Source organism: Lentzea terrae (genome assembly GCF_003265345.1).
GTDB classification, from domain to species: Bacteria; Actinomycetota; Actinomycetes; order Mycobacteriales; family Pseudonocardiaceae; genus Lentzea; species Lentzea terrae.
Map to the genome: position 1 here is coordinate 85,621 of NZ_QFWW01000029.1, position 11,424 is coordinate 97,044.

14 protein-coding genes are annotated in these 11,424 nt (G+C 69.5%); 9 read left to right on the forward strand and 5 right to left on the reverse strand.

Annotated elements, in window-relative coordinates:
• The first annotated feature begins 46 nt into the window (after positions 1-46).
• Complete coding sequence (locus DI276_RS35005) at positions 47-496, forward strand: MarR family winged helix-turn-helix transcriptional regulator (RefSeq protein WP_112271593.1); 450 nt, start codon at positions 47-49, stop codon at positions 494-496.
• Here the strand turns inward: DI276_RS35005 and DI276_RS35010 are convergent.
• Positions 489-1,505 (reverse strand): hypothetical protein, encoded by a 1,017-nt coding sequence (locus DI276_RS35010; protein WP_112271595.1) that lies wholly within the window; start codon positions 1,503-1,505, stop codon positions 489-491. The genes DI276_RS35005 and DI276_RS35010 overlap by 8 nt on opposite strands.
• Before the next feature lie 19 nt (positions 1,506-1,524).
• Here DI276_RS35010 and DI276_RS35015 point away from each other — a divergent pair, with 19 nt between their 5' ends.
• From DI276_RS35015 to DI276_RS35025, 3 genes are read left to right on the forward strand one after another with little or no spacing between them, the layout of a single operon-like run.
• A complete protein-coding gene (locus DI276_RS35015; RefSeq protein ID WP_112272369.1) occupies positions 1,525-2,076 on the forward strand; it encodes a DUF6886 family protein in 552 nt (183 codons plus the stop codon).
• Between the two features lie 9 nt (positions 2,077-2,085).
• Entirely contained in the window at positions 2,086-2,745 is a 660-nt protein-coding gene (locus DI276_RS35020; RefSeq protein ID WP_112271597.1) for a response regulator transcription factor, read from the forward strand.
• On the forward strand, positions 2,742-4,010 hold the full coding sequence (locus tag DI276_RS35025; RefSeq protein ID WP_112271599.1) for a sensor histidine kinase: 1,269 nt from the start codon (positions 2,742-2,744) through the stop codon (positions 4,008-4,010). The genes DI276_RS35020 and DI276_RS35025 overlap by 4 nt, the downstream gene beginning before the upstream one ends.
• On the opposite strand, the gene DI276_RS35030 is transcribed toward DI276_RS35025, so the two are convergent.
• Complete coding sequence (locus tag DI276_RS35030) at positions 3,967-4,482, reverse strand: SgcJ/EcaC family oxidoreductase (protein ID WP_112272371.1); 516 nt, start codon at positions 4,480-4,482, stop codon at positions 3,967-3,969. The genes DI276_RS35025 and DI276_RS35030 overlap by 44 nt on opposite strands.
• Before the next feature lie 116 nt (positions 4,483-4,598).
• Here DI276_RS35030 and DI276_RS35035 point away from each other — a divergent pair, with 116 nt between their 5' ends.
• The gene (locus DI276_RS35035; RefSeq protein ID WP_112271601.1) at positions 4,599-4,976 is read left to right on the forward strand and encodes a PH domain-containing protein; all 378 of its coding nucleotides are present in this window, start codon (positions 4,599-4,601) and stop codon (positions 4,974-4,976) included.
• 326 nt (positions 4,977-5,302) lie between these two features.
• Here the strand turns inward: DI276_RS35035 and DI276_RS35040 are convergent, their stop codons facing one another.
• Entirely contained in the window at positions 5,303-5,740 is a 438-nt protein-coding gene (locus DI276_RS35040) for a DoxX family membrane protein (protein WP_112272373.1), read from the reverse strand.
• 210 nt (positions 5,741-5,950) lie between these two features.
• Here DI276_RS35040 and DI276_RS35045 point away from each other — a divergent pair, with 210 nt between their 5' ends.
• Positions 5,951-6,850, forward strand: a complete 900-nt coding sequence (locus DI276_RS35045) for a hypothetical protein (RefSeq protein ID WP_112271604.1) — start codon at positions 5,951-5,953, stop codon at positions 6,848-6,850.
• Here the strand turns inward: DI276_RS35045 and DI276_RS35050 are convergent.
• A complete protein-coding gene (locus DI276_RS35050; RefSeq protein WP_198681089.1) occupies positions 6,831-7,505 on the reverse strand; it encodes a winged helix-turn-helix transcriptional regulator in 675 nt (224 codons plus the stop codon). The genes DI276_RS35045 and DI276_RS35050 overlap by 20 nt on opposite strands.
• Positions 7,506-7,599: 94 nt before the next feature.
• Between DI276_RS35050 and DI276_RS35055 the strand changes: the two genes are divergently transcribed.
• The 3 genes from DI276_RS35055 (at position 7,600) to DI276_RS35065 (ending at position 9,678) form a co-directional block, all read left to right on the forward strand.
• Positions 7,600-8,745: an acyl-CoA dehydrogenase family protein gene (locus DI276_RS35055; RefSeq protein ID WP_198681090.1), complete on the forward strand. Its 1,146-nt coding sequence runs from the start codon at positions 7,600-7,602 to the stop codon at positions 8,743-8,745.
• Positions 8,746-8,828: 83 nt separating this feature from the next.
• Positions 8,829-9,236 carry a VOC family protein gene (locus DI276_RS35060; protein ID WP_112271610.1) on the forward strand — a complete coding sequence of 136 codons (408 nt, stop codon included), beginning with the start codon at positions 8,829-8,831 and terminating at the stop codon, positions 9,234-9,236.
• Positions 9,237-9,297: 61 nt separating this feature from the next.
• A complete protein-coding gene (locus tag DI276_RS35065) occupies positions 9,298-9,678 on the forward strand; it encodes a class I SAM-dependent methyltransferase (protein WP_157985116.1) in 381 nt (126 codons plus the stop codon).
• Here DI276_RS35065 and DI276_RS35070 read toward each other — a convergent pair.
• A complete protein-coding gene (locus DI276_RS35070; RefSeq protein WP_112271614.1) occupies positions 9,675-11,393 on the reverse strand; it encodes a DUF2264 domain-containing protein in 1,719 nt (572 codons plus the stop codon). The two genes, DI276_RS35065 and DI276_RS35070, sit on opposite strands and share 4 nt — an antisense overlap.
• Positions 11,394-11,424 lie beyond the last annotated feature (31 nt).

The window sequence follows — 11,424 nt, forward strand, 5'->3', positions numbered from 1 at the left end:
CTAATCCGTCGCATACGACGCGTCGTGTCCAACGTACACTCCGGCCATGGTCGAGGACACCTCGTTTCAGGACGCCGAGGCCGTGATGGCGCATCTGCGGGCGTTGCGGCAGGAGCTGCTGACGACGTCGGTCGAGCCGGCCGGGGACACCGCTCGGAGTGGGTTGACCGCCCCTCAGGTCAGCCTGATCCGGTCGTTGGTGAACGAGGGATCGGCGACCGTGACGGAGCTGGCGCGGCGGTTGAGCCTGTCGCACTCCACGACTTCGGGGATCGTGGATCGGCTGCAGGCTCGCGGGTTGGTGACGCGGGAGGTCGATCCGGCTGACCGGCGGTTCACGCGGGTGCAGGTGACCGCGCCGGTGCAGGGTTACACGCGGGAGATCTCGGAAGGTCCGTACGGGCGGCTGACGCGCGCGCTCGACGCGGCTTCGGCTGCAGAGCGGAAGGCCGTGCTGGGCGGGCTGGAGACGTTGCGGGCGCTGCTGGCTAGGTGAGGCGCCAGAGCCGGTCCCCCGCGATCACGAACACCTGACCGCCCGCGACTTCCGCTGCTTTGACGTCACCGGTGGGCCCGTCGGCGGGGCGGGAGTCCTTTTCGGACACGAGCTGCACGCCGTTGTGGTTGACGAACAACGTCGGCGTGCCGTTGATCGGGACGGGTGCGGCGAGGTCCTGGTCGTCACCGACCGGGATGTCCGGCGTGGTCAGCTTCTTCCAGTCCGGGCCGGACCACCAGGCGAGCTTGCCCTTGCTGCGGCCGACCACGTGACACGCGCCGTCCCAGCAGCGGGCGGCCAGCGCGGCGTCGCCGTCCGGGAGGGTCGCGGTGGTCCACGTCCTGCCGTCGTACTGCCAGACCGCGGCGCTGACCACGCCCTTGGCGATCTGCCAGCCGACGACGAGGACACCGTCGCCGTGCTGCGCCACGGCCATCGGAAAGCGGAGGAGCTCCTGCGAGCTCTCCAGGACGGTGCCGGCTGAGGGCTGGCGGCTCCACGTGTCCGCGGCGTACGTCCACATCGCGATGTCGAGGCCTGCCTTGGCGCTCTGCCAGGTGCCGATGATGAGCGGGCCCTGCGGCGTGCGGGCCACGCCGAGGAGTTCGCCGGCGCCGTAGCCGCCGAACGTGCTGAACCCCTGCGGTTTCTCGACGATCTGACTGGTGTCGCCGGTCCAGGCGCTCCACCGGACGTTGCCGTGCGCGCCGCCGCGTTCGCCGCCCACGCCGGTGATGGTGGTGCCGTCGGAGGTGATCCCGTACCAGTGCGCTTCCTTGCCGTACGGGGTGGCCGGGGTGAGGCGGACGTTGCTCAGGGCGCCGTCCTTGCCGCGGGTGGCGAGTTCCGGGTGGTCGGACGGGCGGGTGCCGATGACGAGCAGGTCGCCGTGCGTCGCCAGGGCTTCCGGCGCGGCGAGGTCGACGGCGGTGAAGCCGGCCCCGCTCGTGGTCGACGACGAACAACCGGTGAGGACGAGCAAAACCGCCAGCGTCAGCCTCCGCATGCGGGCCAGTATCGACCACATGCGCCCCGAACCCGGTCAAGTTCTGCACTTCTCCGAGGATCCGTCGATCATGCGGTTCGTGCCGCACCTCGCGGCCACCGCGCAGCAGCCCGGTGAGTACGTGTGGGCGGTGGACTGGGGCCGCTCGCCCGACTACTGGTTCCCCCGGCAGTGCCCGAGGGCGATGGCGTGGACGACACCCGCCAGCACGGCCGGAGACCGCGACCTGATCATCGGGCCCGGCTGCGGTGACCGGGTGCACGCGGTGGAGTACGGGTGGCTGGAGCGGATGCGGACCGTCGAGCTCTACGCGTACCGGTTGCCCGCCGGCGTGTTCCGGCCGTTCGGCGAGGAGGGCGACGGCCGCGGGCACGCCGTGGTGGCCACCGAGCCGGTGGTGCCGCTCGGGCCGGCCGAACGCGTCGGCGATTTGTTCGAGTTGCACGAAGAGGCCGGAATCGCGCTGCGGGTGCTGCCGAACCTGTGGCCGTTCTGGGACGCGGTGACCGTGAGCTCACTCGGGTGGAGTGGCATCAGGCTGAGGAATGCTCGCAGGCGTTCAGTGGAATGATCTGCGCCCATGCGGGTGCTGCTGGTGGAGGACGACGAGCCGATCGCGGAATCGCTCACACGCGGGCTGTCCCGCTACGGGTTCGAGGTGCGGTGGGTGCTCACCGGAGCGGACGCACTGGCCACGGCCGAGGACTTCGCGCTGGTGCTGGTCGACCTCGGGCTGCCCGACATGGACGGCCTGGACGTGTGCCGGGAGCTGCGGGCGCGCGGTGACGTGCCGATCATCGTGATCAGCGCGCGGTCCGACGAGGTCGACCGGGTGGTCGGGCTGGAGATCGGCGCCGACGACTACGTGACCAAACCGTTCGGCGTGCGGGAGGTCGTGGCTCGCATGCGGGCCGTGCTGCGGCGGGTGCAGCCGAAGACGGAGACCGAACCGGCGCAGGAGCACGGGCGGCTGCGGATAGACCGGCGCGGGCGCAGGGTGCACCTCGACGGCGCGGAGGTCGACCTCACGCCCAAGGAGTTCGACCTGCTGGCGTTCCTCGCCGAGGAGCCGGGCGCGGTGTTCACCCGCGAGCAGATCATGGAGGCGGTGTGGGACGAGAACTGGTTCGGGCCCACCAAGACGCTGGACGTGCACGTGGGGGTGCTGCGGCGCAAGCTCGGTGACGCGGCGGCGCTGGAGACCGTGCGGGGCGTCGGATTCCGGTTGGTGCTCACGTGATCCGCCAACTCGTCTGGAGCTACGTGCTGCTGGTCGCGGTGGCGATCGCGGCGTTCACGGTGCCGGTGGCGTTCACGTTGAACCAGCAGCTCTACGGCGACGCGGAGAACACGGCGCGGCGTGAGGCCGACACGGCGGCTTTGCTGCTCGCATCCGGTGACACGCGGTCGCTGAGTGCTCTGGCCGACGCCTACGAACGGCAGACGCTCGGCAAGATCGACGTCCTCGGGCCCGAGCCGGCCAACAAGGTCTGGGACTCCGAGGGTCTCAAGCTCACCGTGCAGGCGAAGAAACCGGACGGCACCGTCGTCGGCGCGATCCGGCTGTCCTATCCGGACGATCCGATCGTGCAGAGGCTCTGGCAGATCTGGGGGTTCCGCGCGGCACTGGCGGTCGGCGTGCTGATCGTGGCGGCGTTCCTCGGGGTGTGGCTGGCGAGGCGGGTCACGCGGCCGCTCAGGGAGCTGAACGCGATGGCCGCGCGGTTGCGAGACGGCGACCTGACCGCGCGGGCCGAGGAGACCGGGCCGCCCGAGACCCGCACGCTGGCGCGGACGTTGAACACCGCGACCGAGACGATCGACACGCTGGTCGGCTCGCAGCGGGCGTTCATCGGCGACGCCTCGCACCAGTTGCGCACGCCGCTGACCGCTCTGCGGCTGTCGTTGGACAACGTGGCGGACGGCGTCGACGACCCGCACGTCCGCGAGGACGTCGAGATGGCGACCGCCGAGGTCGTGCGGATGTCCCGGCTGGTCAACGGGTTGCTGGCACTGGCACGGGCAGAGGCCGACGTCGCGCACCCAGAACCCGTGCAGGTGCTGGACGTCGTCGCGGAACGGTTCACCGCGTGGCGCGCGGCGGCCGACGAGCGGTCGATCTCCCTCGTCAGCGAGGGCTTCGACATCCGGGTCCTCGCCACTCCGGGGCACCTCGAGCAAGTGCTGGACAACGTGCTGTCCAACGCGCTCGAGGTGTCCCCGGACGGCGGCAGGATCCTCGTCCGCACCACCCGGCCGGGGCTGCTGGAGGTCATCGACTCCGGGCCGGGGCTGGGTGACGCGGACCGAGCGCGGGCGTTCGACCGGTTCTGGCGCGGTCAGGGACTGACCGGCAAGGGCGGGTCCGGTCTCGGCCTCGCGATCGTGAAGCAGCTCGTCACCGACGACGGCGGCACCGTCAGCCTGGCCGCTGCTCCCGGCGGCGGGCTGTGCGTGCGGATCAGACTTTCTCCGGCATCGCCGACGAGTGGTGGTTCACGATGAGCCACTTGCCGTCGACCTTCTCGTAGACGAACGTGTAGCGGGCGTCCACAGTGGTCGGCTTGCCGTCCTGGGTGAGCGCGAACCGGTAGGTGCCCGCGTCGATCGCGTCCTCGGCGTTGAGCACCGCGACGTGCGAGTCGAGGATGGTGCCGCTCGGCTTGCTCTTCAGGAACTTCACGAAGTAGTCGACGATCTCGGCGCGGGTGGACCGCACCTGGTTCGACACCGTGGGCAGCAGGACCGCATTCGGAGCGTAACGGTCGGCCACCTTCTCGGGGTCACCCGTCGCGAGGGCTGCGTTCCAGTCGGCGAACAACGCCTTGATCTCGGTGTCGGTCGGCTGCGTCGCCGCGTTGGTGCCCGTCTGCGTGTTGGCGACGGCCGTCTGCGCTGGCGCACTGGAGCAACCGACGACGAGAGCGGCAACGCCGGCCAGTCCGGCGGCTCCCAGGATGCTCTTACGCAATGTCATCACCCATCCGATCGTGTGGCTGTTGACATCCACTTTCGGGTGAGACGGGGAAGCGTTCGGACAGCCGATCTCCAGCGTTCGGACAAGCTTTCGGAAAGCCTGGTAAATCTGGACGTATGGGACTTCTCAGCGGAATGATGGGGAACGCGTCGAAGCTCGACCCGAGGGCGGCCGCGAGTGAGTTCGGACGGCTGCTGGCACAGGGGGAACAGGTCCACGCGGCCTACCAGCTGGTGCGCGACTCGTTCCTGTTCACCGACCGGCGGCTCATCCTGGTCGACAAGCAGGGCATGACGGGCAAGAAGGTCGAGTACCACTCGGTGCCGTACAAGGCGATCACGCAGTTCTCGGTCGAGACCGCCGGTCACTTCGACCTGGACGCGGAGCTCAAGATCTGGGTCTCGTCGAGCGACGTGCCGATCTCCAAGCAGTTCGGCAAGGGCGTCGACGTGTACGAGGTGCAGGCGCTGCTGGCGGCCTTCGTGGCGCGGTAGCCGGGACCGTCTGGCCGGGACTGCGAGCCGAGTGCGACGGCGATCTCGGCCAGCGCCACGAGCAGCGCGATGACGACGTGGCTGGTGTCCAGCAGGACGTTCAGCAGGGTCAGGACGGTGGGCGCGAACCTGCTGCGGACCAGCACTCGCGTGATGACGGTGGCGCAGCGGGTGGTGGACATTTCCGTTCCCTTCCAAGGATTTCTGCCTGCACAGATACGTCGAACCAGACCGTCGCGTTTCGACATCACGAGCAGAAGAACTTGGCTGCACAACGAAAAATCCCCCGCAGGCACGTGGCCGGCGGGGGATTTCGCTTGGGGGGCTTAGCGGTACTGCAGCATCGAGCGGAACCGGTCGCGGTACGCCCACGCCAGACCGAGCTCGGCGGCGACCACGAAGACCGCCATGCCCATGCCGGACGGCTCCAGGAAGACGTGGTACAGGAAGATGTTCACGACCATCGGGGCCAGCATCGCGAGCGCCAGCGGCACGAACCGGCCGGCCAGCAACAGCAGACCGGAGACCAGCTGCACGACAGCCACCAGGTAGCCCATGTAGCCGGTGGCGAAGAGCGCGGCGGTGAACGCGACGCCTTCCGGCGCCATCGTGCTGGGATCCGGAGTGGGCATGAAGTTCAGGAACCCGTTCAGGCCCGTCGTGGCGAACAGCAGACCGGTCAGCACGCGGGTGACGATCGTGGCGTACCGGCCGACGGCGAACTTGCGGGTGGCGGGGGCGGCGGTGACGGTCGTGGCGCTCATGTCGGGTTCCTCCTGGGCTGTGGTGTCCTTCCACTGATGCGTCGAACGAGCGGCAGGCCGGATCGACATCGAGCCGGAAAAATCTTCAAAAAGTTTGTTTTCGCTGGTCAGCACGCCGCGTCACCGGATTGGCCGCTCTCGTGCGTCACCCGGATCGCGTATATCCGCCGCCGTGCCGCCCGCTCTGAAGCAGATGTGAGGTTGACGGTGGTGGCAGCAGCGCCCGGCTACGGCAAGACGGAGATGGTCAGGCGCAGATCGCGGCAAGCGCGATGGTGTGCGGGCGAGGCGGCGGCGGACTTCATCCGTACGCGCAGGTGGGCGCCGCAGGTCGTGCTGGACGAACCGGCCGTAGGCGAGGACGAGCTGCGCGACTGGCTCAGGCGCACCCCGTGCGACCAGGTCACGTTGATCACGCGCAGGCCGTTCGAGTGGGAGCACGCCGAACAGATCGGGCCGGCCGAGCTGGCCCTGCCCGAGGCCGCGGTCGTGCCCGAGGTCTACCGCGAGACGCGCGGCTGGCCCGCACTGGCGCAGCGGTGGCCGGACCACGAGACCTATGTGCTCGCCACCGTGCTGCCAACGTTGTCAGCGAAAGCGCGGCACCTGGTCACCACGTTCGCCCGCCTCGGACCGGTCCGGCGCGCGTTGTGCGTCGAGCTGGGCGTCGACCCGGCGGCGATCGTGGAGCTGGCCAGGCTCGGTGTCCTGGTCGACGGCCGGCTCGTACCGGCCGTCGCGGAGGCCGTGCAGCCGGCCGGCGTCAACTACCAGGCGGCCGCGCACTGGTACGCGCACAACGGTCACCCTGCGGCGGCCGCGCGGCTGCACGACCGGCTCGGGCAACACCGGTCGCTCGCCGTCCTGCTCCAGGAACGCGGTGGCGAGATCCTGCGCGCGGAGCCCAGGATCTTCAGCAAGCACCCGCTGTTGAAGGAGCGGGCGAGGGCGCTGGCGGCCGAGCACGTCGAACGGGCGAACGAGCTGTTCACCCGAGCTCGCTACCAGGAGGCCCTGAAGCACGCCGACCTGGCCGTGCAGCTGTCCGCGGACCGCGAGGCCCGGGAGCTCCGCGGCAAGCTCGACGAGTTCATCTGGCCTGAGCGCTGACCTTGGCCGCGCGCACGTGCTCGGCGACGGGGCTGAGCTTCAGCCAGGCCGGCAGGCCGCGCACCACCCAGCGCGGGCCGGTCAGCTCGATCGTGCCCGCGCGCACGGCGTCGAGCAGCTCCAGCTCGCCCTCCCACATCCGGTAGAGGGTGGCGATGTCGGACGCCAGGACCGCGTCCACCTCCAGGCCGGGGTCGGTGTAGCAGACCGAGGCGTCGCCGGGTTCGATCACGAGCCAGAACGTGCGGCGCCGGTCGTTGATGCGGATCTCGATGTTGGCGCGGCGGCTCAACGTGCCGGTGTCGATGCGGCCGTGCATCCACCACATCAGCACCTCGGGGTCGAGCTCGTCGGCGCGCGGGTCGCCGAACGCGTACCGCGCGCCCCAGTCGGCGAGGCCGAACACCAAGGGGCGCAACGCCTCCCCTGCCGACGTCAGCGTGTAGCCGTCACCGGTCCGTTGCACCAGCCCGGCGTTCGCGAGCTGCCGGAGCCGCCGGGACAGCAGAGCGCGCGAGAGTCCGGGCAGACCACGGGAAAGCTCGTTGAAGCGCGAGGCACCGACGAGCATGTCCCGCACGATCAGCAACGTCCACCGGTCGCCCAGCACCTCCACGGCGCGGACGATCGGGCAGTACTGCGCATACGTCCTCACAGGGGAAGTCTCCGCTCCGGCGGGTGTTTCGTTACCGCCGCCCGGTTCACTTTCAGAACTACCTGCGGGGCTTGCGCGTTCTTACGTTCGTCGCATGACAACACTTGAGACACCGCGGGTGACCGGTACGTTCCCGACCGTCACCAGAGACGACGACGCCAAGTTCGTGGATCTGGCCGCGCGCATCGGCGCGATCGCGGCAGCCCATGCGGCCGAACACGATCGTGAGGCGACGTTCGTGACCGAGGCGTACGAGGCGATGCGCGAGGAGGGCTACCTGGCGTTGGCCGTACCCGAGGAACTGGGCGGTCTCGGCGCCACGATGCGCCAGGTCTGCTACGCGCAGGCCGAACTCGCGCGGCACGACGGGGCGACCGCGCTGGCCGTCACCATGCACCTGTATCTGACGCTGATGCAGGGATATCGCAGACGCAAGGGCGCACCGGACGCGGAAGGCGTGCTGCGGCGCGTGGCCGCGGAGGGCCTGGTCATCGCGACCAGCGGCGGCTCGGACTGGCTGTGGCCGACGACCACGGCGACGCAGGTCGACGGCGGGTTCCTCGTCAACGGGCGAAAGACGTTCTGCAGCCAGTCGCCCCGCGCGAACGTCGTGGCCACGTCCGCGGTCCTGGGCGAGGAGGTCCTGCACTTCAGCGCGCCGTTGAACGCCGAGGGCGTGCGCATCGAGGAAACGTGGGACACGCTCGGCATGCGCGGTACGGCCAGCCACGACGTGGTGCTGGAGGACGTCTTCATCCCCGCCGAGAAGATCGCGGCGCGCCGGCCGTACGGGGAGTTCGGCGCGCCGCTGTTCGCCGCGGTCGTCCACTTCGCGCCGGTGTGCGGGGCGACGTACTACGGCATCGCGGCCGGCGCGCGGGACGTGGCCGTGAAGTCGACGTCGAAGAACGCCGTGCGGCAGATCGGGTTGATGGACTACAAGCTGCGCACCGCGTGGTGGTCGCTGATGGGCTCGATCGAGGAACTGGGCGACGACTACACCGCGGGGGCCGAGTCGGTCACCACGGTGATGCTGGCCAAGCGGCAGGCCGTGGTCGAGGCCGTCGAGGTCGTGAACATCGCGATGGAGGTCCTGGGTGGACGGTCGTTCTTCAAGCGTTCACCTCTCGAACGCGCCTACCGCGACGTGCGCGCTGGAACGTTCCACCCGCTCACGCCCGAAGCCACACTCATGTACGCGGGCAAGGTCGCTCAGGGTGATCCGGGAGTAACGGAGTAGAACTCTTCTTGGGCAAGTTCAAGTTGTAGGCGTGCCAAGGGTTTGCAAGGATTCGGGTCCGTCTCTTCTAAGGAGCGATTCCGGTGGCAACTCGCCTCAACCCGTACCTGCGCTTCGACGGTTCCGCGCGTCAGGCGATGGAGTTCTACCACTCGATCTTCGGCGGCGAGCTGAAGATGAACACCTTCGGTGAGTTCGGCATGCAGGACTCGCCGCAGGCCGACCAGATCATGCACGCCCAACTGGAGACCGACGCCGGCTACACGATCATGGCCTCCGACACGCCGCCCGGCATGCCCTACAACCCGGGCGACACCATCACCGTCTCCCTGTCGGGCGACGAGGAGGTGCTGAAGGAGTACTTCAGCAAGCTCGCGGAGGGCGGCAAGATCGGTACGCCGCTCGAGAAGCAGATGTGGGGCGACGAGTACGGCGACCTCGTCGACAAGTTCGGCATCAGCTGGATGGTCAACCTGGGCGGACTGGGCTGATCGCGCTCGGCGGGGCCGCCAGTGGTGGCCCCGCACGCCGCGCTGACGCATCATGTCGACCATGAGCGAGCGTCTGCGCGGTGTGGTCGACCAACTCGCGATCCGGCCCGGCGACCGGGTGCTGGAGATCGGCTGCGGCCAGGGCGTGGCCGCCACCATGGTGTGCCAGCTGCTGTCCACGGGCACGCTCACCGCGATCGACCGCTCCACGAAGATGGTCGAGGCCGCGACCCGGCGCAACGCCGGCTACGTCGCGTCGGGCAAGGCCGAGTTCCTCATCGCGTCGCTGGAGGACATGAACCTCGGCGACCGCCGGTTCGACCTGGTCTTCGCCGTGCGGGTCGGGCTGTTCCACCGCGACCCGGAGCGCGCGCACTCGTTGCTGCAGCCGTGGCTGGCGCCGGGTGCTCGCGTGTGCGCCTTCTACGACGTGCCCGTTTAACCTGGCGCGTCCAGGGTCAGGCGGAGGATCTGCTCCACGCGGGCGTCCCAGTCCGCTTCTGTGATGGTGCCGTCGAGCACGGCCACGGCCGCCAGCGTCACCGTGCCTTCGACGTCCGCCGTCAGCGTCGGCACGCTGACCGAGCCGGTGAACGCCGTGCCCTGCGGCGCGGTCTGCCACCCGACACCGGTCCACCCTCGAACCGCCAGGAGTGGCGACGGCACGTCGGTCGCCCACCCCGTCAGCTCCGCCCTGGTGCCGGGCGGCGCGCCGATCACCCGGTGGATCCGCAGCTCCTGGTCGTCCCACACGGCCGTGACGCTCTCGATTTTGAGGCCGGGCACCATCGGCTGGTGCGTGTCGAACACCGGGCGGTGCCACGACGCGGCCCAGTTGTCCCGCGCTCCCAGCGGATGGATGCGCCTGCGGACGCTGCGACTGTTTCCGATCACCAGGCTGATGTGGTTGTCGGCGGGGTTCTGCGCGGACGTCGGGCCGGTGGCCGTCGAGTAGGCGAAGCGGCTGTAGAGCGGGTCGTCGTCAGTCGCGTACTCGCCCTCGAACGGCCGGACGTGGTCGCTGCCGTGGTTGTGCAGCCTGGTCACGCCGTTGTGCCGCTGGATCAGGAAGCCCGGTCCTGGCAGCGCAAGCGTGTGGTTCTGCTCGTGGCGCTCTTCCGGTTCGGTCCACAGTGGATGATCCGGTCCGGCGAGCAGGCAGACGAACGCCTTCGACGCCCAGTACGGCGACGCCGGTCCGGAGTAGGGCTGCAGCGTGGCCTCGTGCGGGCCGTGCCAGCCGAGGCTGAGCAGGCCGTTTTCGAGGGCGTCGCGATCCAGGAAGTACTTGAGGTTGTTGCTGATGAGGAACCGGGAGTGGCCCGGGGTGAGCGGGGTCTCGCCGGTGACCGCGCCGAGTGCGATGGCTGCTGAGGCAGCGAACCGGTAGGTCAGCGACCGTCCGAAGTAGATCGATGCGCCGTCCGCGCCGAAGAGCAGGTGGAAGCTTTCCAGGTGCTCTTCGAGGTGGGTGGTGATCGGCTGGTTGTTCAGGTGGGCGTCCAGCGCCGGGTACAGGTGCAGGGCCCAGCCGTTGTAGTGGTCGAACGCACGGCCGTCGCCGTCGGAGTACCAGCCGTCGCCCCGGTACCAGCCGTGGAGCAGGTCGATGGCGCGTTGTTCGGCCTGGCGGGTCTCGTGGTCGCCGCGGCCTGCCGACTCCAGGAACGCGGCCACGGTGTACGGGAAGAAGTACCAGTTGTTGGCCGCTGGGACGTGCCGGAGCGCTTCGCGCAGCCAGGCTTCGGCGCGGTCCTGCTGGGGTTCGGAGAGCTTGTCCCACAGCCACGGCTTGGTCAGGCGCAGGCCCAGTGCGACGGATGCGGACTCGACCATCGGCTGGCTCACGTCGGTGATCGCGGGCCACTCCCCCGCGGTGCCGGCGACGAGGCCGGTGGCGTAGCGCTCCAGCCAGTTGTGCGGGTCGTCGCCGTGCGCGGTGCGGAAGGCGGCGGCCAGGAAGGTGCGCGCGTAGCCTTCGAGGCCGTCGCTGCGGACGCCGCTGCGGGACGGGCGGCCGGGAAGGTCGAGGAAGGCCTGGTCGGGGGACGCGTGGCGCCAGGCTGAGTCGAGCAGGGCGTCGGCGATGGCTACCCAGTGGTCGCGGGTGAAGCCGGTGTGGGGGCTGAGGTCCCGGTCGTGGTCGGGCAACTTCACGCGATGCGTTCCTTTCGTTCCGCTGGCACTG

Bases quoted from the DNA above. Each gene is read 5' to 3' on its own strand.
- DI276_RS35005 (WP_112271593.1), top strand. From the start codon at position 47: ATGGTCGAGGACACCTCGTTTCAGGACGCCGAGGCCGTGATGGCGCAT.
- DI276_RS35030 (WP_112272371.1), bottom strand. From the start codon at position 4,482: ATGACATTGCGTAAGAGCATCCTGGGAGCCGCCGGACTGGCCGGCGTT.
- DI276_RS35020 (WP_112271597.1), top strand. From the start codon at position 2,086: ATGCGGGTGCTGCTGGTGGAGGACGACGAGCCGATCGCGGAATCGCTC.
- DI276_RS35040 (WP_112272373.1), bottom strand. From the start codon at position 5,740: ATGAGCGCCACGACCGTCACCGCCGCCCCCGCCACCCGCAAGTTCGCC.
- DI276_RS35035 (WP_112271601.1), top strand. From the start codon at position 4,599: ATGGGACTTCTCAGCGGAATGATGGGGAACGCGTCGAAGCTCGACCCG.
- DI276_RS35015 (WP_112272369.1), top strand. From the start codon at position 1,525: ATGCGCCCCGAACCCGGTCAAGTTCTGCACTTCTCCGAGGATCCGTCG.
- DI276_RS35010 (WP_112271595.1), bottom strand. From the start codon at position 1,505: ATGCGGAGGCTGACGCTGGCGGTTTTGCTCGTCCTCACCGGTTGTTCG.
- DI276_RS35055 (WP_198681090.1), top strand. From the start codon at position 7,600: ATGACAACACTTGAGACACCGCGGGTGACCGGTACGTTCCCGACCGTC.
- DI276_RS35065 (WP_157985116.1), top strand. From the start codon at position 9,298: ATGAGCGAGCGTCTGCGCGGTGTGGTCGACCAACTCGCGATCCGGCCC.